We start from the raw sequence: 22,681 nt of genomic DNA on the forward strand, positions 1-22,681 counted from the left end.
GTCTCCTCATCAGATGGTTCCACCTGATGAGGGATCGCTCCAAATTAACCCGTCATGCTTGCGGACTGCCCTGCGCTAACTTTATCAGGCTGCCTGGACGATGAGAAATCCCTCGACGTCCTTGACGATCGGCAGACCTTCCCAGCGATTGACGTCATGAAGAATGATCAATCGGCTGAGATCGCAGGCGAGCTCGTTATTGATCTTGTCGATTGTCTTGAGCTGCTCCCACACGCTGCCGGTCGCATTATTGAGCGGCACATAGACGCCGTTATTGCCATGGCCGGTCAGCCCGGCACTGCGCCAGCGTGTCGAGACAGCCATTGCGATCTTGCGTTACGCGCTGTCGCGCGCCGCCCGTAATCTTAAAAGCGGTTGCAGCCAACTCCTGGCCATTGCCGTACCAGAGCTTACCAACCCCTTTTTCGCTCGTGTCGTTTCGATCGGCTGAACAACGAGACTGCACTTCCACCACGTCAGGCCGTGTTTCAACCAAACCTCGTCATTGGCGACAGTTGTTCACCCCTGATACTGTGAGGATCACAGATCCGATCAATGTTGTTCAATGTTTGAAATTGGTTACAAAATCGGTTTCACTGCTTCGCTCATGCAAAAAATTTAGACCGATCAACCTGCTTGCGAGCCAGTGCAGCCTATGTCTTTATGCTGGGGCTAAGCTTGTCTTCCAGCAAGAACGGCAATAACGGACCGAGGAATGACCGATAGCGCTTAATGGCTAGTCAGTACAAATAGGCTAAGTCTGGTGGCAAAAGTTTTGCTTTTTTGGCAAAGCTCAATAAGACTGAAATGACGAGCAATAAAAATAAAAGGAAGCAATAAGAATGCTTAAAAAGCTCGCTCTCTTCGGCTGCGTTGGTATTGCACTGGCCGTACCATCCGTATCCCAGGCCAAAACCTATTATTGGATGTCAAGCGGCTCGCCCGCTGATCCGGTCTGGACCTATTTCCTGGCGGGCGCCGAGCAATGGGCTAAGGACACCGGCAATACGGTGAAGACATCCTTCTACAGCGGCGATGTTCCCTCCCAGCAGGAGGCGGAACGGGCCGCCATTGCGGCGAAGGCTGACGGAATCGCTACCACGAGCCCTGATCCGGGCAGTCTGGTCGAGATCGCCAAAGAAGCCAAGGCCGCCAATATTCCAATGATCAACTTCAATATGCGCGATCCGACAGCGCCCTTTCTCGCCTATGTCGGTGGCGATAATGTGGTGTTTGGTCAAAATTGGGCGCAGTATCTGGTCGACCATCATCTTGTCAAAGCTGGTGACTTCGTCTGGATGCCGGTTGAAGTGCCGGGTGCGACCTATGGGGTTCAGGAAGCACAAGGTGCCTCCACCGTCTTCAAGCCGCTTGGCATTAAATGGGAAATAACGGACGCGACGTTGGATCAGGCCGACGCCATCAGCCGTATGTCGGACTATTTGACGGCCAATCACAGGAAGATCAACGCCATCATGGGACTGGGCGATCTCGTCACCGGCAGCATCAAACGCGTCTTCGATCAGGTCGGCATCAAGCCGGGTTCCATACCGGTGATCGGCTGGGGTAATACTCTCGACACCACTCAGGAAGTGCTGGACGGCTATGTCGTCGCGGCGCAATGGCAGGACCCTCAGGCGACGAGCTATGTCGCGCTCTCCCTCGCGGCGATGGCAGCCGGGGGCGTCCGCCCGGGCTTCAACGTCATAACCGGTGCCCTCTACGATAAAACGAAAGCCGGGTACTACGCGAAGTTACTCTCTACAAAATGAGATTGGCGCGCCGAAGCGAGATTGGCGCATCGGCGCGCTCCCTCAGGAACGCCGCGACCTATCGCAGCGCCGTTCTGTTCAAGATAGAGGATGACGGAACTTGATGAAAAATCGCTTCCTTCAGGGTCTTCTGGCCAAGGCCGAACTGGGTCCGCTGATCCTGCTTATTGTCGAAATCGCAGTATTCGCATCGCTAAATAGCGATTTTATTTCGATTCTCAATATCAGCAATACGCTCGCCTTCACGGTGGAGCTCGGGCTGATCGCCCTGGCGATGACATTGTTGATGACGTCCGGCGAGTTCGATCTCTCCGTGGGTTCGGTCTTCGGTTTTTCCCCTGTCCTGATGTGGACGCTGGCCAATAGTGGTGCGACGTCACTGGTTGTGGCGTTCTTTGTCGCAATTCTGATCGCGGCCTTGATTGGCCTCATCAACGGCTGGTTCGTAACACGCTTGAAGATTCCATCCTTCCTCGTGACCCTCGGCATGTTGCTGGTCGTGCGCGGCCTGGCGCTGTTCATGACCAATGGCTTTCCGCAGCGCACATGGAGTGCCAGCGGCGCCTGGCTGCCGCGAATCCTGGCCGGTGAGTTCTATATCGGCGACTTCAGGGTCTATGCGTCCATTTTCTGGTTTCTGGGTTCGGCGATCGTGCTTGGCTATGTGCTGACACGCACCAAGATCGGAAACTGGATTCAGGCCTCGGGCGGAAACCCGAATGCGGCGCGGGCGCGCGGCGTGAATGTCAATCGCACCAAAGCCGGCCTGTTTGTTCTTTGCTCTGTCATGTCTGCTCTTGCGGGAACTATCAGCTCGATCCGCACCTCTGCGGCAAATCCTGACAGCGGCACCGGATACGAGCTTGAAGTCATCGCCATGGTCGTCATCGGTGGCACCGCGCTGACCGGCGGCCGGGGTACGATCGTCGGAACGGTCTTAGGTGTGCTTATCCTACGCATCATGCGCAATGGCATTGTCTTCGTCGGGGTGCCTGGACTCGCCTATAACATTTTCATCGGTGCGATCATCCTCGGCATGATGGCTCTGCATTCGGGCCTGGAACGCCGCCACAATGCGGGAGCGTGAGATATGAGTGAACCCTTGATCCGTATGGAGCGGGTGAGCAAATCCTATGGACAGGTCAAGGCCCTGGCCGAGGCCAATCTGACCGTCGGCGAAAGCGAAATTATCGGTCTGCTCGGCGATAACGGCGCGGGAAAATCGACCCTCATCAAGGTATTGTCCGGCGCGGTTCCCTTGACGAGCGGAGAAATTTTTGTTCGCGGCCGTAAAGTCTCGTTCAAAAGCACCAGTGACGCGATCGCCCATGGGATCGAGACGATCTATCAGGATTCCGCGCTGGTGACGCAGCTTTCGATTGTGCGCAACCTGTTTCTGGGACGAGAGCCGCTGCGCCGTCCGCGCTTCTTAAATCAGATGGATCATGCCAAGATGGAAAGGGTGGCGCGCGATCTTTTGAAACGAGTGGGGATCAGCAAGGATATTCCGCCCAACACGCCGATCGGGTCCCTGTCGGGGGGAGAGCGTCAGTCGGTTGCCATCGCAAGGGCGATGTATTTCGAAAGCGACCTCATCATCCTGGACGAACCCACGAATAATCTTGGCGTCGCGGAAACCAAGGGCGTTCTAAGCTTCATTCGCAGCGCCCGCGATTCCGGCCATTCCTGCATCTTCATCGCGCATAATATACATCACGTCTTTCAAGTCGTGGACAGGATCGTCGTCATGCGGCGTGGCCAGGTTGTGGCCGATGATATCGATCCTCGCCATACCAGCGTGGACGCGGTGGAGCGCGTGATTACCGGCATGTCCGAGGAGGAGGAGGGTTGATCCGGCAGGCATCCGTGCACGTCGAAGGCGGATACAGGATCAGTCCTGGACGACGATGCGTCAGGGCAGGAAGGGAAGAACCGTCTCGAAGTCGATGCAAAGCAGATCAATGGCGTTCGGCTGATCGAGATGAGTAGAGAATGTCTTGAACCTCGCCGTGATGACCGCGATAGCGCTATCGATGGAATGATCGAGTTCGGCAGAAGACCCTTCCGAGAACTGGCCGTCCGCCGCGAGATAGCGGGCGGTTATCGTCGCGGCGGCAAGGGTTACAATCAGCAGACAATAAGCTTCGGCATTCGTTTCCAGATATTCGCGTTTTGCCGATGGCTCCAGCGCGGGCGCATCGATTTCACGAATGGGGGAGCGTCGATTGAGATGGACCAGAGTGAAGACCCAAAACCGCGTCAGGCTCAGGCGTGTGAACAGGGGCTTCTGCCGGGTCGCACGCTGCGCCTCGCGATGGTCCGACCACAGGAGGGAAAACGCGAGCGAGATTTCGACGGATGATATGAACGCGTTTTCGACGTCAAGACGAACCAGAACCTGTTCCGACAGCCGATAGATATTCTCGACAAAAATGGCCCGCGCCTCAGCACGGGATTTTGTTGTCAAGACATCACTAATGCTTTGGGAGAAGCGCTCCGACGTGATCGGAACGCTGTCATGCGAGAGAAAAGACGCGGCTTTCTCAGTCGCCGTCGCGACCGAGCCGGCAAGCCGGGCCAGCTGCGGGACAGCCGAGGATAGCCTGTTCGGTTCCATGCCAAAGCGGACCCCGCGGCGCAGCATGTAACGCGCACCGCGCAAGCCGTCTTTGAGAATGATGGACAGCTCCTCCCTGAGCGGTGACATCCTGGGCCCTCGATTAAGCATCTTCTCCCGATCTGATCCCATGGAGCCCCGGAGCGCCTCTTTTCCCGTCTATTGGACAATCTAGGGCGCCCGAAGCCACTGGGCTAGCACCTTACAAACTCTTAACCCAGCCGCCCGATTGGCTCAGCCTTGGTGCTAGAGGCCGATCTCCGTGATGTGCTTCTTGGCCCTGAGGATCGCGGCGGGGCTCATGCTCAACTCGTCCAGGCCCAGATCGATAAAGGTCTTGGTAAGGTCGAGATTGGCGGCAGCCTCCCCGCATATGGCAACCGGTATGCCGGCCGTCTTGGCGGCCGCGCAGATATGGGCAATGGCGCGCAAAACGGCGGGATGGTCGGCACGGTTCAACGATGCCACTTTAGGGTTCGTCCTATCGGCCGCCATAATATATTGCGTGAGGTCATTCGTGCCGATGGAAAAGAAGGCGGCTTCTTGCGCCAGCTCATCGGCCATCCAGGCAGCCGCCGGTGTCTCGATCATGATGCCGAGATCGAATTTGCCGTGGGGCTTGCCCTCGGCGGCCAGTTCGGCCGCGCAATCTCTGACAATCGCCTGAACAGCGCGCAATTCGCCGATATCGGCGATCATCGGGATCATGACTTTGAGGGAGCCTTGCGTCGCGGCCCTCAGCAAGGCGCGGATCTGAGGTTTGAAGACGTCCGGCCGGTCCAGGCACATGCGGACACCACGCCAGCCGAGAAACGGATTCTCCTCCTTTGGAAACTCAATCCCGGCGACCGGCTTGTCGCCGCCGATGTCGAGCGTGCGGACAACGACGTGATGCGGCGCGAAGGCTTGCAGCACCCGACGGTAAACCGCTTCCTGATCGTCCTCGCTCGGCAAATGCCGCGCCTCCATGAACAGGAATTCCGTGCGGAATAGCCCGACGCCCTGTGCCCCTGCCTGTAACGCCGGGCCGATATCGCGTTCGCCGCCGATATTGGCGGCAACCAGAACAGGGCGACCATCCTTTGTCTTGGGTGCGACCAGACGGTAGGCAGCGAGCGCTGCCTTTTCCGCAAGATCGCGGCTCAGATGGGCCAGCAAGGGTGCCGCGACCGCGTCGGTGGGGTCGAGCACAACTGTCCCGGTCTTGCCGTCCAGCCCGACCCGGCGGGCTGCCTTGAGTGCCTCGACAGAGGCATTGCAACCGATGACAGCGGGGATGCCATGGCTGCGCGCAATGATGGCGGCATGGGACAGCGGCGTGCCCGCCCGAAAGACCAGGCCCGCGATATGCGAGAGATCGATCGTGCTCAACTCCCAGGCGCCAAGTTCATCGGCAAGGATAACGGAGCCTGGAGGAATATCGGCCAGTAATGGCTCTGTCTGACCTTGCAGCGCGAGCGCTACATTGCGCGCGACACTGCGAATGTCTTCGGCGCGAGCGCGAAGATAGGGGTCGGCAGCGACCTCGAAACGCTCTGCGATATCGCGTCCTGCGCGCATCGTTGCATTGACGGCGTCCATCCCGCCCTGAAGATGCTGTGCGATCTCTTCGTGGAACGCAGGGTCCGCTGCCACGTCGATCAGTGCCTGAACGATCGCCTCGGCCTCGCTGTCGGACCGCTGCCTTTTGGCCGATAAGCGATCGACCGTCACCTGCACGGCGGCTTCATAGCGCTGAAGTTCCGCCGCATAGTCGATGCCGCCGGATACCAGCGCCGGCGCTGAGATATCGGCAGGGAAGAAGTGAAAGGCAGCGCCAAGCGCGATGCCGTCACTTGCCGGCGTCCCGCTATATTCCCCCAGGGCGGTAAGGGCAGGCGAGGACGGGTCGGCGGCCGGCGGAAGCGCCGATGGTGCTGCCGCCGGCGAAGTGTCAGAAACGAAGGCCGACAGGCATTGCAACGCTTCCGTTGCGTCGTCTCCGTCGGCATGAAGCGTAATCTCATCCCGTTCCTTGACGCCGAGCAGCATCAGACGCACGGAGCTTTTGGCGTCAGCGCGTTTCCCCTGCCGCTCGATCTGGATCGAAGCTTCGAAACCGCGCGCCAGCCGGACGAATTGGCTGGCCGGACGGGCATGCAGCCCTTCCGGCACATTCACCACAACCCTCTGCTCCAGATACATGCTGCCGTCCTCAGTTTTGGATGGTGATCTCGCGGCCGGCCTGCAGGAGTTCCGCCAGCGCTGCGAGATTGACTTCGGAGGCACAGAGTTCGCCCGGCCGCTCAGGGACATCCTCGCCATTGAAATTCACGACGACATGGCCGATGTCGCGCACTTTCGCCCAGGCGTGATCACCGATACCGGTCAGGATGGCAGAGAGATCGCCGATCTTGAATTCTGCCCCCGGAACCGGTGCGTCGGGTGAGGGCTGTTCGACGATCCTGTGCAGCACGGAGACTTCAGCGAGTTCCGGCGGGGCGCCTTCGGCGAACAGGATCAGAATGCCGCCCTCCAAAAGCTCAAGTACTTCAGGTCCGACACTCGTGATTGTGCTGCGGAAGATGATGGACATTGTCTTTGCCTTTTAGAGAGTGAGGCTGGCAAGCCAGGCGATCAGCACCGAGACCGGGCCCATCACCTGCCGGCTGATCAGAACAGCAGGCACACCGATTTCGATTGTCTTGGGTTTCGCTTCGCCCAGAGCGAGGCCGACCGGCACGAAGTCGCAGCCGACCTGGGTATTATAGGCAAACAGGGCCGGCAGAGCCATGGCGGGCGCCACAGTACCGTTCGCAATCTGCGGCCCGATGATCGCGACGCCGATAACCTGGGCAATGACGGCGCCTGGCCCGAGGATCGGCGAGAGGAAGGGCAGGCCGCAGATGGCCGATAGAACCAGCAGGCCGAGGATGGTATTGGCAAGCGGGCCCATCGGTGCCGCGAGAAGATTACCGATCCCGGTATAAAGAATAAGGCCGATCAGCATCGTCACGAAGGCCATGAAGGGCAGCACGTTACGAATGACCTGATCGATCGTTCGCCGCCCCGCATTGAAGAAGATATTGACGATGCGGCCCATCACGCGTCCGATGACCGTGATCATATTGATCAGGGCGTTGCCGCCTTGGTCTTCTGGCATCGGGGCGGGGGCGGCTGCCTCGACCGGTGCGGCCGCCGTCGCGGCGGCGGCAATGGCGGAGCCATCGGCAAAGCTCAGATTGGCCTCTTTGACGCCCGAGACGTAAATATCCTCGGTTATGAATTGCGCCAGAGGTCCGGACTGCCCGACCGGCGTCAGATTGATGGTCGGGATACGTTTGCGCGGATAGACGCCGCAGCGTGCGGTGCCACCGCAATCGACGACGACGGCCGCGATCTCGCCTTCGACAGGCGGCGCGCGAAAGCCATCGACCGCAATGCCGCCCGTCATTTCCGCCAAGCGGCGCGCAACGGCCGGAATCCCGCCGCCGGTGACAGCCACGATCTTGTCGCGTTGGCTGGTGGGCTGGATGATGAGCGGGCCACCCCAACCCGTATTGCCGCGCTCGACCCGGACGGCTTTATAGACCTTGTCCATGTTCTTTTCTTTCTCTGGGGCCTAGAGCACGACGCCTTGGCGGCGGGCCATGACACGCGTCACCCATTCCGTCATGATGCCCTTGAGCAGGATGACGACGACGCCGACGCCGAAGTAATAGATCGCCACAGTCACATGGAAATTGGGGGGGACTTTACCTTCCTTTTCCAACTGCAGCAGCGCCACAAGGACGCCGCCCCAGACGAAATACTCGCCCGGGTTGCAGTGAGGAAACAATCCGAGCGCCGGATGCACGAAGGATACGGCGCTGTCATAGAAGGCAGGCTTATACTTCTCGTCCAAAAACGTTCCGAACGTATAGGCCATCGGATTTGTCAGAAAGAACACGGCCAGGATGGGAAGGACCGTGTAGCGCGTCAGGGCGATCTTGCCGGCGAATCTTGCGATGCCATGGACCCTCTGCTCGCCGACGAATTCCGTGACCGCGTAGAAGGCGGTCATCAGCACGACCAAGGTCGGGATGATGCCGGTGACGAATCCTTCGAAAACTGATCCGCCTTTCTGGAAAACACCGATGAAGCCGGTTCCGATCGCGGTCAGCCAACCGAGATGCGCGCCCTGATTGGTCGGCAATGCCTGCACCCGCTCGGCATAGGTCTGCGCGGAGACGGGACCGCTGGGCGCCACTGTATTCGCATCTGCCGCGAGAATAAAACCGGTATGCCCGCCGGCAGCCGGGGCGCGAAGAACCCAATGCGCGACGGTATGGAGCTGATGGACTGCCGGGTGCGCGAGCAAAAGACTGTCGTGAACTGCCATTATTGACATTTTTTGTTTCCTGGACTGCCCTGATCAATGTTTCTTTTTATTGTTTTGTCCAGCAATCATGCCGGGCTGGTCACCGTTGGCGTCATCGGTTTTACCAGTGCGTTTCCACTCGCCTCCGCATTGCGGGTGGCGCGTCGGATCTGCGCGATTGCGCCCGCAATCGCCTTGAACCGCGCCCGCTTTAGTTGTTCGCTGGTCAAGGTTTCCAGCGTGCTCAGCGATGAGCCGCAGAAATCCGGATAGCTTTTGAATTTTGCAAAAACGCTTCGACCCTCCATGACGTGAACGTCGCGGATAATCTCATCCGGGGATGCGACGACAATCGCTATGACCCCTTTGCCAAGATAACCGCGGACGGCGGAAGCGCCCAGGCTGCCGTCGGGCCATTTTTCCCCGATATCGCGCATGATTGTTCGGTAGTGGCGCATTTGCACCCATGTTCCCACAACCTGGAGCGCCCAGAATATTGCAAGGGCTATCAGTCCCTTTGCCCAAAATGCCATCCGCCCTGTTCCTTCTTGCCCAGTTGACCGGAATGGGTTCAGCATGCCGATCCGCAGGGGCCCGTTCGTTGCGAGCATTATTCCTTCAGGTAACGAGAACAGTACAATTGACTGAGGGAAAGTCAATATGTTCTGATCCCCTTGAGGTAAAATGTTGCGGGCAGACCTCGCCAAGGGGCGATCGCCGGGTTAAGGCGTGGGAAAAGACGCGAGAATGGGAAGCGCAATGGCCAAGGAATTCTCCAAGGAGTTCATGCATGAGCCGGATCTGGCCCATCGCCTGCGCCGGCTGCATTTTTTTGACGAGCATTTCTGCGGTCATATGGACGCGCTGGCAGCAAGACTCGGTCTGTCGGTCACCATCGACCGTCTGAAATTGACGGACGCCTTTCTCCGCTGGGGGGAGGATTTTAACCGGCAACGCAATCTTGCCAGCGTGAACCGGCGTGACTTCATGGTGTTTACCGCCGGAACCCTGCTGGCTCATCTGGTCGAGGCTCAGCCGGTCTCCGTGCAGCAGAAATCGCAATCCAGTTTGACGGAAGCGCCCGATGACGAGGTGCAGAAGATCATCGCCTTTTGGCCGGAGGGATTTCTGTACACCACCTATTGCATCAGCGTTCTGCAGACCGTGATCGAGCAGGACGAAAAACAGGCGCTGCCGGTGTCGGAAATCGCGGGGGACTTGCGCAATTGGTGGTCATTTCGGGAAAATGTGCGGGAAGATCGTTGGAATGCGATCGGATTTTTCGATCTCTTCGTCGGTGCTGAGCCTAACTGGGCCGCGCCGGCCATCGCCGCCCATCGTCCGGCCATGCGGGCCAAGCCCAGACCCGTGATGGATAAGCAGGGGCCTTCCGCGCTCGTCGAGAAGGACCATAAAAAAGAACATTAATCTTGACCGAGAGACAAAAGTACATAAACTCGGCCAGCAACAACGCCCCCAGCGCAAAACGGCGGGCGAGCCTGGTCCGGGAGAGCACCAATGAACGCAATTGCACCGGTTTCTTTAGCTGCGGAGATCGCGGCCTATGCGACGGCCAATGGTCCGATCACGATCGGCCTGGCTGGCACCGGGCAGATGGGCACGGATATCGTCGTGCAACTATCACTGATGCCATCCGTCAGATTGGGGGCCATTTCGGAGGTCCGACCGGATCTGGCGGTCAAGGCATTGTCCATGGCGGGTCGGGATCCCAGCCAGATCAAACATGCGGATAGCGCATCCGCGATCGACCATGCCATCGAAACGGGTCAGGTCGCGATTACGGATGACTATCGCGCGCTATGCGGCAGCGGTCGGATCGATGTCGTGATCGATGCGACCGGCAATCCCAATGTCGGCACCCTTATCGCTTTGGAAGCCATGCGCCAGGGCAAGCATGTCGTCATGCTCAATGTGGAAGCGGACATCACGATCGGCCGTTTCCTGAAAGCCGAGGCGCGGCGTCACGGTGTGGTTTTCACGGGCGCCGCCGGCGATGAGCCCGCCGCCACGCTCGAAATCATCGGGTTTGCGCAATCGCTCGGGCTGGACATTGTCGCTGCCGGCAAGGGCAAAAATAATGCGCTCAACTTCAATGCCATGCCGGAGGACTACGAGGAGGAGGCGCGCAACCGCAATATGGCGGCGCGCATGCTCGTCGAATTCGTCGACGGATCAAAGACGATGATTGAGATGGTGGCGGTCGCAAATGCCACTGGCCTGGTCCCGGATGTGCCGGGCATGCATGGGCCGCGCGCGACGCGCGAGGAGCTGGCCGGCGTTCTTTGTACGAAGGAAGACGGCGGTATTTTGTCCAAGGCCGGTGTGGTCGACTACTCCATTGGCAAAGGTGTGGCACCGGGTGTCTTTTGCGTGGTCAAACCGCGTCACCCGCGTATTCTGGAACGGATGATCGACCTCAAGGTCGGGCCCGGTCCCTGCTTCACGATCTTCCGGCCCTATCATCTGACGAGCATGGAAGTGCCGCTATCCGCCATCCGCGCGGTAATGCGTGGGCGTCCGGATATGGAGCCGTTGGATGCGCCGGTGGCGGAGTGTACGGCTCTTGCCAAGCGGGATCTGATGGAAGGTGAGACTCTCGGCAAGATCGGTGAACGCGATTATCGTGGCTTTGCCATGACATGGGCCGGTGCCAGAAAGGCCAATGCCCTGCCGATCGGGCTTGCCGAACAAGCAACCGTTCTGACGTCGATCAAGGCTGGTGAACAGCTTACCTACGAAAATTGCCGGCCGGATGTCTCGCTGTCCGTGACCCAGATCCGGCAAAGGCAGGATCAGCTCGACTCTGTCTTCATCGTCTGAGCGGGAGACAAGAGCATGCAAGACATGGTCGAGGCATCAAGCGCCTCTCCTGATATCATTCCCGATATCTCTCCGGGGCTTATCGGCAATTTGCCTGAGATCTATCGCCGCTTGTCGCGTCCGGCGCTTCATGAGGCTTTGCGGAAAATGCAACTTGTGCGGCGTTTTGAGGAAAATGCCGAGCAGGCCTATATGCGGGGGCTTATTCACGGCACGATGCATTTGTCCATCGGCCAGGAGGCATCAGCGATCGGCGTCTGTGTCGCCCTCACGGACAGGGACTATATCACCTCGACGCATCGTGGACATGGGCATTGCATCGGCAAAGGCGCCGAGATCGGCCGCATGTTCGCGGAGTTCTTCGGGCGTGAGACGGGTTATTGTCGTGGCCGCGGTGGGTCGATGCATATCGCCGATCCGTCGAAGGGCAATCTGGGTGCCAATGGCATCGTCGGTGGTGGCATTCCTATTGCGGTGGGTGCGGCACTTTCGGCCAAGCGGCTTGGCACGGGTGCCGTGTCCTTGTCCTTCTTCGGCGACGGGGCCAGTAACGAAGGCGCATTCCACGAAGCGCTCAACATGGCGTCCATCTGGAAACTGCCGGTCATCTTCATTTGTGAGAACAACCAATACGGCATGTCGACATCGACCGAGCGATCGATGGCCGTTAAAAATGTGGCCGATCGTGCGGCGTCTTATGGCATGCCGGGCGTGATCGTCGACGGCAACCGCTTCGCCGAAGTCGCTGCCGCCAGTTTTGATGCGGTCGAGCGGGCAAGGCGGGGAGATGGGCCGACGCTGATCGAGTGCAAGACTTATCGCATCCGCGGCCATTCCCGCAGTGACCGCAACCGTTACCGCACGAAGGAGGAGATCGAATCCTGGCAGGAACGGGATCCGATCAAGCTCTTTCAGACCGAATTGCGGAATTACGGCCTCATTGAGGATAGCGAGATCGCATCGATCCAGACCTCGGTCGAGGAAGAGATCAAAGCAGGCCTCCAATTCGCCAGCGACAGTCCTTTGCCTTCAACTATGGACGTGACCCGTGACGTTTATACCAGCGTCTGAAAAAATTCTCGATATCGGCAATCCGGACCGCGAGCTGAGCTATTCGCAAGCGATCCAGGAAGCGATGGCCTTGGCGATGGAAGCCGATCCTCGGGTCATCCTGATGGGTGAGGATATCGGAACCTATGGCGGCGCGTTCCAGGTAACCGGAGATCTGATCCATCGTTTCGGCGAGGATCGTGTCATGGACACGCCCATCTCGGAACTGGGCGGGGCCGGTGTCGCGGTCGGCGCGGCATTGACGGGTTTGCGACCTATCTTCGAGTTCCAGTTTTCGGACTTCGCGACGCTCGCCATGGAGCAGATCGTCAATCAGGCCGCCAAGCTGCGCTATATGCTGGGCGGCGCGGTCTCGGTTCCCTTGGTCATGCGGTTTCCCGCGGGTTCAGGGACGGGGGCTGCCGCGCAGCATAGTCAAAGCCTGGAAGCCTGGCTGGCGCATGTGCCGGGGCTGAAGGTCGTGCAACCGGCGACGCCCTATGACGCGAAGGGGCTTCTTCTGGCCGCGATCGCGGATCCTGATCCCGTGATGATTTTCGAGCATAAGCTGCTCTACAAAATGAAGGGCGCCGTTCCTGAAGGTCATTACACGGTGCCGCTCGACAAAGCAGAGATAAGGCGCGCGGGACGGGACCTCACGATCGTCGCGACATCCATCATGGTGCATCGCGCATTGGATGCGGCTGCGGCTCTGGCGGAGGAGGGGATAGAGGCGGAGGTGATCGATCTTCGCTCTCTCCGCCCGATTGACACGGCGACCATCGTGCAAAGCGTCAAGCGAACGCATCGGTTGCTTTGTGTCTATGAGGGGGTCAAGACGCTCGGCATCGGTGCAGAGGTTTCAGCGGCCATCGCGGAAAGCGAAGCGTTTGATTTTCTCGACGCGCCGATTGCGCGCCTTGGCGGCGCGGAGGCGCCACTTCCCTATAATCCGGAGCTTGAGAAGGCATCGGTGCCGCAGGTTCCCGATATTATCGTGAGCGCTCTTGCGCTGGCGCAGGGTCGGCTCTGATGGCGACCGAAGTCATCATGCCCCGTGTCGATATGGACATGGCGAGCGGGCGAATCTCGCGCTGGTATGTCGAGGAAGGGGTCCGTGTCGAGGCCGGGCAGCCGCTATTCGAGATCGAGACGGATAAGGCGGCGATGGAGATCGAAGCACCGAGCGGCGGCATATTGCGTAAGCTGCCACTGGCGGATGGTGCGGAAGTGTCCGTGGGGAGTGCTGTCGGTTGGATTTGCGCACCGGATGAGATGCTGCCGCAGAACCAGCCTGAAGCTCAGCCTGAAAAGGCTTTGCCTGATGAGGCCTCGGCGATTCCACAGACACAAGGCCCTTCCAGCGAGGCGGCGGCGAAAGAGCCGGCGTCCGATCGTCGTTTTGTCACCGCGACCCCATTGGCGCGGCGTATTGCCGCCGGTTACGGCATTTCGCTCGCGACCGTGCAAGGAAGCGGACCCAGGGGGCGCATTCAGGCCCGTGATGTCGAGCGTCTGGGAGCAAATGGCTTCGACCACGCGCAAGGGTCACAAGATCCGGCAAGCGTTCCGATCCTGTCTCGGGACAGCGACAGCGACAGGCCGGTCGATAGAATCATAGAACCGCCCATCGCGACGCCGGCGGATTTGCCCCATGGCGCCTGGCTGCGTAAAGGCGAGGGACCGCCTGTTGTGCTCCTCCATGGCTTCGGTGCCGATCTGAATTCCTGGCGGCTTATGCTGGGGGTCATCGCGCCATCGCGTTCGGTTTTTGCGATCGACCTTCCTGGTCATGGCGCTTCGCCGGCTTTGCCGCGGCCGGATCTGCGATCTCTCGCGGATGCCGTTGCGGCGAGGCTGGCGGCCGAAGGCCTGTCGAATATCGATTTGGTCGGGCATTCCCTGGGTGGCGCGGTCGCCACCGAACTCGCGGATATCGGCACGGTCGGCGTGCGGTCTTTGTTCCTCATCGCGCCGGCAGGGCTGGGTCCGGAAATCAACGGCGCGTTTATCGCGGGCTTGGCGCGCGCGACCTCGGAGGCAAGTCTCGCGCCCTGGCTGCGACTTCTCGTCGATGACGGTGATGTATTGACCCCGAGTTTTATTCGCAGCACGGCAAGACAGCGTGAAGACCGGGGCATAATCAAAGCACAGACAGATCTTGCGGCCGCCATGTTTCCAGACGGCACGCAGGGATTCTCGATCCGCGGCGCCATGGAGCGTCTTGATATGCCGGTCCGTCTGGTCTTCGGCACGAATGACCGCATCATTCCACCCGGTCATGCGATGCACCTGCCGCCCTTGGCGGCTGTACATCGGCTGCCTGGCGTCGGGCATATGCCCCAGCTTGAAAGCCGGGCGATGTTAGGGCGCATCCTGGCCCATCACCTGCATGATGGTCGATGACGGGCAGGCGCGGGTCCCCCACCCGATTCCCGGGCAAGCGATCCTGTGCAAGGGCGGGCGTTTGCGCCGAGAGGCGAGCCAGTGAAGGCGAGGCCGGCTGGATTATTCGGACCTCATCCTAGATAATCCGGGCAGGCTTGCATGGTTGGGACGTATTGTGGGTAGAGATAATCGGGCGCGTCCGGATTCTGCGAAAGCCGAGTTCGGTGAAGGCCAAGGTACCAGCGGCCGCAGGTCGGCGCGGCTTCGCCTGCGCGCCGCCTGGATGTATTACGTCGAGGAGATGACGCAAAATGCGATAGCCGAGGCGCTCGGCGTTGGCCGCGTGACGGTCGTGCGGCTTCTCAGTGATGCCCGTGCCTTGCATGAGGTGAAGATATCTCTGCGCCGTGACATTGCGGAACTGACGGGGCTGGAACTTGCATTGCAGCAGCGCTTTGGCCTGGCTGAGGCCGTTGTCGCACCGCTGTCGTCTGGCGACGTGGATCCGACTGCGGCGATCGGCGCGGCAACGGGCCAATATATATCGGATTTCATCACATCGAATATGCTGGTCGGTGTCGGCTGGGGACGAACGCTTCTGAAGGCTCTCGGCTTTATCGATGAGAAGCCGCTGTCGAACGTCGCGGTGGTGTCTTTGCTCGGTGGCATTTCTTCCGTGCGTCAATACAATCCCGCCGAATTCGGATGGCAGTTTTCCCGCGCCTTTGGCGCCGATTGTTTCCAGATCGCGGCGCCCGCTATCGTCGATAGCGAGCAAACAAAGAATGTGCTCGTTGACCGTTGTGGCGTGGGGGCCATTTTCGACCTGGCGCAATCTCTCGACGTCATCCTGGTCAGCGTCGGCGGCATGAATCCTGATGCGACGTCCTATCTGTTCGGGCATTTCTCGGCCGAGGAGCGTCAGACTTTAATCTCAAGAGGTGCGGTCGGAGATCTGCTTTACAATTTCTTCGATAAGGATGGCCAGATCATCGATCATCCCATTAATTCACGCATCATGAGCGTGCCGATCGACACTTTGGTCAAGACGCCCCGGCGCATTTTAACATCCGGCGGGGCTGCCAAAGTCGATGCCATCCTGGGTGCCATGACCCTCATCAAACCCAATATTTTTATTACGGACGAGATTACCGCTGGCCTGCTTTTAAACGAAAATGTTGCGAATAAAAAATGATAAAATCGAAGTCAAAGGGTTGCAAGAGTGGCGGCATCCGGTGCTGAACCTGGGATGGTCGCACGCCAGATCAACGGACCGGGAATAGGACGGTCAAGGCCAAGTTCGATTCCAGATCCGGGATCGTCTAAATGTAGAAGTTTCAATGTCTCAGTTATCATCGCGTCGAGAGGCTGCTCGATCGTTGTCAATTGATACGGGAGACGTCCGCTTTCGGGAATGTTGTCAAAGCTCGCTACCATGATGTCAGTCGGAACCGACAGACCATAGCTATGTGTCATGACGTCCATAGCGCCCATCGCCATGATGTCATTGATACAAAAAAGCGCGTCAGGCAAAGGCGCTTTGCGATCTTTCAATAGTTTTTGAATGGCGATGACGCCACCGTCATAGGTCGAGAAGCCTTCGGCGGTTTCAATATCTTGTGGCCGGACACCCGATTCCCGCAACCTTTCTACGAAACCGCTGATGCGATCATGGCTGGTTGTCGCGCGTGCTTCACCGGCGATCATCGCGAAGCTTTTTGCCCCCGCCCTCAACAGGCATTCGGCCAGCACACGTCCGCCCGCAGCATTATCGCATCTCACGCATGAGGCGTCGCTTCCCGGGACATAGCGATTGAAGAAGATAATCGGGATGCCGCGCTCATGGCTCAATCCGGTCATGCGCATCGAGAGCCTGGCTTGGGTCACGATTATGCCATCGACCTGATATTGCAATACGCGCATCATGACAGCGTCGGTATCGTCGTCCGGCCCCGCCGTGAAGGCCAGGATCTGACGTCCCTCGGCCTGAAGCCGCTCGCTGAAAGCATGCAGCATGCGAACGTAGAACGGGTTCTTTAGATCCCCGATGATCAGCGCGATGATATTGCTGCGGCGCGTGGTGAGGCTGCTCGCAATGGAATTGGGCACGTAGTTCAATTTGCGCGCGGCCTCGAAAATCTTTTGCCGCGTGTCCTCCGAAATATTGGAGCGCTTGCTGAAGGCACGTGATACCGAGGATTGCGAAACGCCCGCCAGCGCCGCCACGTCGAAGGACGTCACGCGTGGTTGGGGGACAGCGTGCTTCGGGCGGGTCACCTGATCCATGACAGCCAAGCCTTCTGCGACAGGTCAAACACGCTAAGCAGCTCCACGATCAATCCTTGTCGATCCGGCGACCGTCCAGTCACCGGGTAATGTCAGGGGTGGGAAGCGGCATTTCACCACCTTTCCAGTCGGGCAGCATAGCCCAACCTGACCCTCGGCGCGACTGGTCAGCCGAATGGGTCAGCGGAGCGGTCCAGGCGGTCAGTGATATTCCTCGCCGCCCGAGACATTGAGAGCCTCGGCGGTGATGTATCCGGCCGCATCCGAACAGAGAAAAGCGACCGCATCAGCCATATCCTCCGGCTTGCCGAGACGGCCGAGCGGAATGCGCCGCCGCATCTCGCCCAAGTATTCGTCCATGCTCTGCCCGCGCGCGGATGACATGAACTGGTTCTGCCAGGCGCCAAGGCCGGTCGTGACATGGTTGGGGCAGATGGCGTTGACCGTGATGCCGTAGGGGCCCAATTCCAGCGCGGCTGCCCGTGTGAAACCCACGACGCCATGTTTCGACGCCGTATAGGCCGTCGCGAAGGCGAAGCCGGATTTCCCGGCCTGGGAGGCGATATTGATGATCCTGCCCCCGCCCGCCTGTCGGATCATGTGATTGGCGGCATCCCGCGTGGCCAGGATCATAGCGCGAAGATTGACGCCGAGTACGGCGTCCAGGTCCGAGGCCTTCATCTCCGTCAATGGACCGAACAGATAGCCGATCCCGGCGTTATTGACGAGAATATCGATACGTCCGAAGCGCGCCACGGTCTTTTCGACAATCGCGGTGATGGCGTTTTCCTGCAGAAGGTCGCCGGTCACGGCGTCGACATCGGCACCAGCCGCCCGCAGGTCCTCGCACATCGCATCAAGATCGGTCTGCGTGCCGACACCATGGGCGGGCGCGATATCCCCCTCCACAGCGCCGCGATCATGCAGCATGACGGCGACGCCATCGCGCGCCAGGCGCCGCGCTATGGCCTGCCCCAGCCCGCCCTTGCGTCCGGCGCCGGTGATCAGCGCTACTCTCGCCGTCCCGGCCGGCATCATTGGGCGGCCTCGATGGAACGGGAGAGCAGGAATTGCGGCGTGGCGATGGCCTGAAATTCGGCGGCCACACGCTGCATGATCTCCTGCGCAACGTCCTTCCCGAAAGCGTCCATGTCCTTGACCTCGACGACCTCTATATAGTCGTAAGGCGGTGATTGGTCACTGCCGAGAAGCGATGTGACTTCGAAGACTTCAAACGATGCGACTGAATCCAGGCCGCGCACGATGGGCAGATCGGTCTGTTTCGCCCAGGCGAGATACTCAGCCTTGCTGACACCAGGCTTGAGATTGAACAGCACGAATATCCGCATCGGCTTCTCCTGTTATTGACGAGGTAAAGCGTCCATCCAGTCGATAGAGACGGCGGCCGAAGTGCCGCTTCCGGTCGCGTGGCGAAAGCCTGCGAGCCGCCGCATTAGCGCTTGCATGCGCATGCACGGAACCATAGTATGCTCATAATGATTGAGCAAGAACGACGATCGGATTCAGCCTTTTAAATTAGCATCTCGGAGGCGGCGGCATCGTGACAAGGCGAGGCGGACAGAAGCTGGGGTCTGGTGACGAATGACAGGCCGAACGCTGTACGGGAAAATATGGGACAGCCATCTCGTCAAAAATTATGAAGATGGATCCTCGCTCCTCTACATAGACCGGCATCTTGTCCAGGAGGTTTCCAGCCCGCAGGCCTTCGCGGGGCTTGCCCTGCAAGGGCGCGCTGTTCGCCGCCCACAGGCGAATGTCGCGGTTGCGGATCACGCCGTGCCGACCAGGAACAGGGCCAATATCGAGGTCGGCGGCCTTGCCCAGCTGCAGATTGCCCGGCTTGAGGAAAATGCCGCGCGTTTCGGCATCGACTATATCCCCATCGAAAGCCGCCATCACGGCATCGTTCATGTCATTGGCCCGGAACTCGGCTTTACGCTGCCTGGTGCCACGCTGGTGTGCGGCGATAGTCACACCTGCACCCACGGCGCTTTCGGCGCGATTTCCTTTGGTATTGGCGCCAGCGAATGCGAGGCCGTGCTCAGCACACAATGCTTGCGGCAGACAAGGCAGAAGGTCATGCGCGTCTGGTTGGATGGCGCTTTGCCGTTCGGCCTTTCAGTCAAGGACATCATCCTCGCGGTCATCGCGCGCATCGGCACCTCGGGCGGCGTCGGTCACGCGATCGAATATGCCGGGCCGGCCGTGCAGGCCTTGTCCATGGAAGCCCGCATGACGCTCTGCAATATGTCGATCGAGGCCGGCAGCCGCGTCGGCATGGTGGCGCCTGACGAGCGGACCTTTGCCTATCTGGAGGGGCGCGCCATGGCGCCCAAAGGCAAGCTTTGGGACCAGGCCCTGGAGTATTGGCAGACTCTGCCGTCCGACGCCGACGTGGTTTTCGACCGCGAGGTGCGGTTCGATGTCAGCGAACTCACCCCCTTCGTCAGCTGGGGCACGAGTCCGGAGGAATCCGCGCCCATCGGCGCGCGTATTCCCGACCCTGCGGCGGAGAGCGACGGCGTCAAAAGACTACGCATGCAACGAAGCCTTGACTATATGGGCCTGACGCCGGGCACCAGGCTTGAGGATATCGGCATCGACCGGGTCTTCATCGGGTCCTGTACCAATGGTCGGATCGAGGATTTGCGGGCGGCGGCAGCCGTCATCGCTGGCCGGCGCGTGGCATCTTCGGTCGAGGCGATCGTCGTGCCGGGCTCGGCGCAAGTCAGACTGCAAGCGGAAGCCGAGAGGCTTGACCGCGTCTTTCTGGATGCCGGTTTTGAATGGCGCGAGGCCGGATGCTCCATGTGCGTCGGCATGAATGACGACCGGCTGCGGCCGGGGGAGCGCTGCGCGTCGACCTCCAACCGCAATTTCGAGGGTAGGCAGGGTATCGGCGGGCGCACGCATCTGATGAGCCCGGCAATGGCGGCGGCGGCGGCCATCGCGGGCCATCTGGTGGATGTCCGCCGCATGGCCGGGGAGGGGCATGCGTGACGGAATTCACCAGACTGACCAGTATCGCGGCCCCTTTTCCGGAATCAGATATCGATACGGATGTCGTGATACCGGCGCGATTTCTTCTATTGCTCGACAAGGCGGGCCTTGGGCAGCATCTGTTTCATGAGCGGCGTCACGACAGGCAGAGGCAGCGCAACACAAGCTTCGTCCTCGATCATCCGCCATTCGACACGGCAAAAATTCTGGTCGCCGGGCGGAATTTCGGTTGCGGGTCAAGCCGGGAACAGGCTGTCTGGGCGCTGGCGGATTTCGGCATAACCTGCGTGATCGCGCCCAGCTTCGGCGAGATCTTCTTTGCCAATTGCTTCAAGAATGGCGTGCTGCCAATTATCCTGGATGCCGAACTCTACGATCGCGTCCTGCTTGTCGCCGAAGCGGGTGCTGAGATGACGGTCGATCTGCAAACGCAGGAGATCCTTCTGCCTAAGGGCACGCCGATCCCGTTTGCGGTCGATCCGCATCGCAGGCGGGCCTTACTTCTCGGTCTGGATGAGATCGGCATGATGCTGACGGATGATGGCGCCGATATCGAGGCTTTCGAGGCAAACCATCGTGTGGCGGCCCCTTGGCTGTTTCTGGATTGCGATAGACGTGAAGAGGTTAAGCTATGACTGAGACGAATCTGGACGAGAACTATCGCCGCGCCTACGACAACCGGATCGGGTTCGGTGCGCGCCCGGCACTCATCCTGATCGATTTCGTGCAGGCCTATTTCGACCCCGACTGTACTCTTTACGCTGGTGTCGACGATGCTTTGGCATCGGCGCTGCGGGTGCGGGATGCCGCGCGGAAGGCCGGTATTCCGGTAATCTACACCAATGTCGTCTATCATCCGAAAGCGCTGAACGGTGGCCGCTTTTACCAGAAGGCCAGGCCGTTGCAGAACTTCCTGGCCGGCAGCCCGCTCGGTGCCTGGCCTTCTGGGCTTGAGGTCGGCGCGGATGAACTCGTCGTCTCCAAGCAATATCCGAGTGCCTTTTTCGGCACGTCGCTTGCCTCCACGCTCACCTGCTGGGGCATCGATACGCTTATCCTGACGGGGCTCACCACCAGCGGCTGCGTGCGGGCGACCTGCGTCGATACCATGTCCCACGGCTTTATTCCGATCGTGGTGCGGGAGGCCTGCGGGGACCGTCACCCTGCGCCGCATGAAGCCAATCTTTTCGACATGAACGCCAAATATGCGGATGTCGTGAGCGAAGCAGAAGCCTTGACCTATCTTCAGTCGAAGGAATGAGCCAGATGGCGAAACCGAGCTTGCGCGCCGCTCTGGATAGCGGGGTCTTCGTTGCCGCTCCCGGTATTCACGACATGATCACGGCGGTCGTCGCCAACCAGTTCGGCTTCGATTTCGTCTATGCCACGGGCTATTGGATGACGGCCTCCGCTTACGGCCTGCCGGATGCCGGTATCGCCACCTATAGCCAGATGCTGGACCGTGTGGCGACGCTGACACGCACGGTCAATTCCAGCGTCATTGCCGATGCCGACACGGGTTATGGCGGCTTGCTGAATGTCCACCATACCGTGCGCGGCTATGAGGCAGCCGGGGTGACGGCGATCCAGATCGAAGACCAGGAATTTCCCAAGAAATGCGGCCATACGCCGTTCAAGCGAATCGTTCCCATGATCGATATGGTGGAGAAGATCAAAGTCGCCTGCGAAGCGCGGACAGATCCGGTGGAGACGCTGATCATCGCGCGGACGGACGCGCGGCAGAGCGAAGGCTATGAGGGTGCGCTGAAGCGTGGCGCGGCCTATGCGGAAGCCGGCGCCGATATCGTCTTTCTGGAAGCGCTGGAAAGCGAGGAAGAAATGCGGTCCGCCAGCGGGCGGATTTCCAAGCCGCTGCTGGCCAATATGGCCGATGGCGGCAAGACCCCCATCCGTTCGGCGGATGAATTGAAGGCCCTGGGTTTCAGCCTTGCCATCTACCCGTCCATGACGGGCCTGGCCGCAGCTCAAGCCGCGCATAATGCCTTCAGCGAATTCCAGAAACTCGGCACCAGTAACGCCCCGTCGATTCCCCTGTTCTCCTTTGCGACCTTCAATTCCCTGATCGGGTTCGAGGAGGTCTGGGCGTTCGAGCGGCGATGGGCCCGAGACGACGCGAAACCGGCTGGCGAGCGTTAGCAGGTTTCCACAGGGAAGCCGCTTCTGCGCCCAGCGCAGACGGCAGCGTTTGCAGCATCAAATCGACAAGCGGCGGAAGCGTTGAACAAGCGCTTCCGCCGCTTCGCGTTTCGGCGACGCCAGACCGCTCCGCTAATTTATGACAGGACGTTGAATTTGATTGCATGCGTATGCATAGTTTGTTTAGCTGAGGAAGAGGCGCGGTGCGGT

Annotated in this window: 23 protein-coding genes; 13 read left to right on the forward strand and 10 right to left on the reverse strand. The window is 59.7% G+C overall.

The features are described 5' to 3' along the window. Nucleotides 1–84 precede the first annotated feature (84 nt). Nucleotides 85–324: a hypothetical protein gene (locus ACELLULO517_RS14125; protein WP_227308049.1), complete on the reverse strand. Its 240-nt coding sequence runs from the start codon at nucleotides 322–324 to the stop codon at nucleotides 85–87. A gap of 518 nt (nucleotides 325–842) precedes the next feature. On the opposite strand from ACELLULO517_RS14125, the gene ACELLULO517_RS14130 reads away from it, so the two are divergent. The 3 genes from ACELLULO517_RS14130 to ACELLULO517_RS14140 all read left to right on the forward strand — a co-directional run bounded on the left by ACELLULO517_RS14130 (nucleotide 843) and on the right by ACELLULO517_RS14140 (nucleotide 3,624). Next, the gene (locus ACELLULO517_RS14130) at nucleotides 843–1,772 is read left to right on the forward strand and encodes a substrate-binding domain-containing protein (protein ID WP_227308050.1); all 930 of its coding nucleotides are present in this window, start codon (nucleotides 843–845) and stop codon (nucleotides 1,770–1,772) included. Nucleotides 1,773–1,875: 103 nt separating this feature from the next. Beyond that, nucleotides 1,876–2,859 carry an ABC transporter permease gene (locus ACELLULO517_RS14135; RefSeq protein ID WP_227308051.1) on the forward strand — a complete coding sequence of 328 codons (984 nt, stop codon included), beginning with the start codon at nucleotides 1,876–1,878 and terminating at the stop codon, nucleotides 2,857–2,859. Between the two features lie 3 nt (nucleotides 2,860–2,862). Then, the gene (locus ACELLULO517_RS14140) at nucleotides 2,863–3,624 is read left to right on the forward strand and encodes an ATP-binding cassette domain-containing protein (RefSeq protein ID WP_227308052.1); all 762 of its coding nucleotides are present in this window, start codon (nucleotides 2,863–2,865) and stop codon (nucleotides 3,622–3,624) included. 60 nt (nucleotides 3,625–3,684) lie between these two features. On the opposite strand, the gene ACELLULO517_RS14145 is transcribed toward ACELLULO517_RS14140, so the two are convergent. The 6 genes from ACELLULO517_RS14145 to ACELLULO517_RS14170 all read right to left on the reverse strand — a co-directional run bounded on the left by ACELLULO517_RS14145 (nucleotide 3,685) and on the right by ACELLULO517_RS14170 (nucleotide 9,261). Continuing rightward, entirely contained in the window at nucleotides 3,685–4,479 is a 795-nt protein-coding gene (locus ACELLULO517_RS14145) for a hypothetical protein (protein ID WP_227308053.1), read from the reverse strand. A 156-nt stretch (nucleotides 4,480–4,635) separates the two neighbouring features. Next, a complete protein-coding gene (ptsP, locus tag ACELLULO517_RS14150) occupies nucleotides 4,636–6,573 on the reverse strand; it encodes a phosphoenolpyruvate--protein phosphotransferase (protein ID WP_227308054.1) in 1,938 nt (645 codons plus the stop codon). A 10-nt stretch (nucleotides 6,574–6,583) separates the two neighbouring features. Beyond that, nucleotides 6,584–6,964, reverse strand: coding sequence for a PTS glucitol/sorbitol transporter subunit IIA (locus ACELLULO517_RS14155; protein WP_227308055.1), 381 nt, complete (start codon nucleotides 6,962–6,964; stop codon nucleotides 6,584–6,586). A 12-nt stretch (nucleotides 6,965–6,976) separates the two neighbouring features. Beyond that, complete coding sequence (gene srlE, locus ACELLULO517_RS14160; RefSeq protein ID WP_227308056.1) at nucleotides 6,977–7,969, reverse strand: PTS glucitol/sorbitol transporter subunit IIB; 993 nt, start codon at nucleotides 7,967–7,969, stop codon at nucleotides 6,977–6,979. A 21-nt stretch (nucleotides 7,970–7,990) separates the two neighbouring features. Next, nucleotides 7,991–8,758 (reverse strand): PTS glucitol/sorbitol transporter subunit IIC, encoded by a 768-nt coding sequence (srlA, locus tag ACELLULO517_RS14165; protein WP_227308057.1) that lies wholly within the window; start codon nucleotides 8,756–8,758, stop codon nucleotides 7,991–7,993. Between the two features lie 56 nt (nucleotides 8,759–8,814). Beyond that, the gene (locus ACELLULO517_RS14170) at nucleotides 8,815–9,261 is read right to left on the reverse strand and encodes a transcriptional regulator GutM (protein ID WP_227308058.1); all 447 of its coding nucleotides are present in this window, start codon (nucleotides 9,259–9,261) and stop codon (nucleotides 8,815–8,817) included. A 214-nt stretch (nucleotides 9,262–9,475) separates the two neighbouring features. Here ACELLULO517_RS14170 and ACELLULO517_RS14175 point away from each other — a divergent pair, with 214 nt between their 5' ends. From ACELLULO517_RS14175 to ACELLULO517_RS14200, 6 genes are all read left to right on the forward strand, one after another. Then, nucleotides 9,476–10,156 carry a hypothetical protein gene (locus tag ACELLULO517_RS14175; RefSeq protein ID WP_227308059.1) on the forward strand — a complete coding sequence of 227 codons (681 nt, stop codon included), beginning with the start codon at nucleotides 9,476–9,478 and terminating at the stop codon, nucleotides 10,154–10,156. A 90-nt stretch (nucleotides 10,157–10,246) separates the two neighbouring features. Further along, complete coding sequence (locus tag ACELLULO517_RS14180) at nucleotides 10,247–11,569, forward strand: NAD(P)H-dependent oxidoreductase (RefSeq protein WP_227308060.1); 1,323 nt, start codon at nucleotides 10,247–10,249, stop codon at nucleotides 11,567–11,569. A 15-nt stretch (nucleotides 11,570–11,584) separates the two neighbouring features. Then, nucleotides 11,585–12,640, forward strand: coding sequence for a thiamine pyrophosphate-dependent dehydrogenase E1 component subunit alpha (locus ACELLULO517_RS14185; RefSeq protein WP_227308061.1), 1,056 nt, complete (start codon nucleotides 11,585–11,587; stop codon nucleotides 12,638–12,640). Then, on the forward strand, nucleotides 12,618–13,652 hold the full coding sequence (locus tag ACELLULO517_RS14190) for an alpha-ketoacid dehydrogenase subunit beta (protein ID WP_227308062.1): 1,035 nt from the start codon (nucleotides 12,618–12,620) through the stop codon (nucleotides 13,650–13,652). Before ACELLULO517_RS14185 ends, ACELLULO517_RS14190 begins: the two co-directional genes overlap by 23 nt. Continuing rightward, the gene (locus tag ACELLULO517_RS14195) at nucleotides 13,652–15,025 is read left to right on the forward strand and encodes an acetoin dehydrogenase dihydrolipoyllysine-residue acetyltransferase subunit (RefSeq protein WP_227308063.1); all 1,374 of its coding nucleotides are present in this window, start codon (nucleotides 13,652–13,654) and stop codon (nucleotides 15,023–15,025) included. The genes ACELLULO517_RS14190 and ACELLULO517_RS14195 overlap by 1 nt, the downstream gene beginning before the upstream one ends. Before the next feature lie 145 nt (nucleotides 15,026–15,170). Next, on the forward strand, nucleotides 15,171–16,202 hold the full coding sequence (locus ACELLULO517_RS14200) for a sugar-binding transcriptional regulator (RefSeq protein WP_227308064.1): 1,032 nt from the start codon (nucleotides 15,171–15,173) through the stop codon (nucleotides 16,200–16,202). A gap of 11 nt (nucleotides 16,203–16,213) precedes the next feature. Here the strand turns inward: ACELLULO517_RS14200 and ACELLULO517_RS14205 are convergent, their stop codons facing one another. The 3 genes from ACELLULO517_RS14205 to ACELLULO517_RS14215 all read right to left on the reverse strand — a co-directional run bounded on the left by ACELLULO517_RS14205 (nucleotide 16,214) and on the right by ACELLULO517_RS14215 (nucleotide 18,642). Further along, entirely contained in the window at nucleotides 16,214–17,293 is a 1,080-nt protein-coding gene (locus tag ACELLULO517_RS14205; RefSeq protein ID WP_227308065.1) for a LacI family DNA-binding transcriptional regulator, read from the reverse strand. Between the two features lie 201 nt (nucleotides 17,294–17,494). Next, complete coding sequence (locus ACELLULO517_RS14210; protein ID WP_227308066.1) at nucleotides 17,495–18,331, reverse strand: SDR family NAD(P)-dependent oxidoreductase; 837 nt, start codon at nucleotides 18,329–18,331, stop codon at nucleotides 17,495–17,497. Continuing rightward, nucleotides 18,328–18,642: a hypothetical protein gene (locus tag ACELLULO517_RS14215; RefSeq protein WP_227308067.1), complete on the reverse strand. Its 315-nt coding sequence runs from the start codon at nucleotides 18,640–18,642 to the stop codon at nucleotides 18,328–18,330. Before ACELLULO517_RS14215 ends, ACELLULO517_RS14210 begins: the two co-directional genes overlap by 4 nt. A 253-nt stretch (nucleotides 18,643–18,895) precedes the next feature. On the opposite strand from ACELLULO517_RS14215, the gene leuC reads away from it, so the two are divergent. From leuC to ACELLULO517_RS14235, 4 genes are read left to right on the forward strand one after another with little or no spacing between them, the layout of a single operon-like run. Continuing rightward, nucleotides 18,896–20,314, forward strand: a complete 1,419-nt coding sequence (leuC, locus tag ACELLULO517_RS14220; protein WP_227308068.1) for a 3-isopropylmalate dehydratase large subunit — start codon at nucleotides 18,896–18,898, stop codon at nucleotides 20,312–20,314. Then, nucleotides 20,311–20,949, forward strand: coding sequence for a 3-isopropylmalate dehydratase small subunit (leuD, locus tag ACELLULO517_RS14225; protein WP_227308069.1), 639 nt, complete (start codon nucleotides 20,311–20,313; stop codon nucleotides 20,947–20,949). Before leuC ends, leuD begins: the two co-directional genes overlap by 4 nt. Next, a complete protein-coding gene (locus ACELLULO517_RS14230; protein WP_227308070.1) occupies nucleotides 20,946–21,575 on the forward strand; it encodes an isochorismatase family protein in 630 nt (209 codons plus the stop codon). The genes leuD and ACELLULO517_RS14230 overlap by 4 nt, the downstream gene beginning before the upstream one ends. Nucleotides 21,576–21,580: 5 nt before the next feature. Next, nucleotides 21,581–22,471, forward strand: a complete 891-nt coding sequence (locus ACELLULO517_RS14235) for an isocitrate lyase/PEP mutase family protein (protein ID WP_227308071.1) — start codon at nucleotides 21,581–21,583, stop codon at nucleotides 22,469–22,471. Nucleotides 22,472–22,681: the final 210 nt, after the last annotated feature.

Source organism: Acidisoma cellulosilyticum, assembly GCF_020621385.1.
In the GTDB taxonomy this organism is placed as follows: Bacteria; Pseudomonadota; Alphaproteobacteria; order Acetobacterales; family Acetobacteraceae; genus Acidisoma; species Acidisoma cellulosilyticum.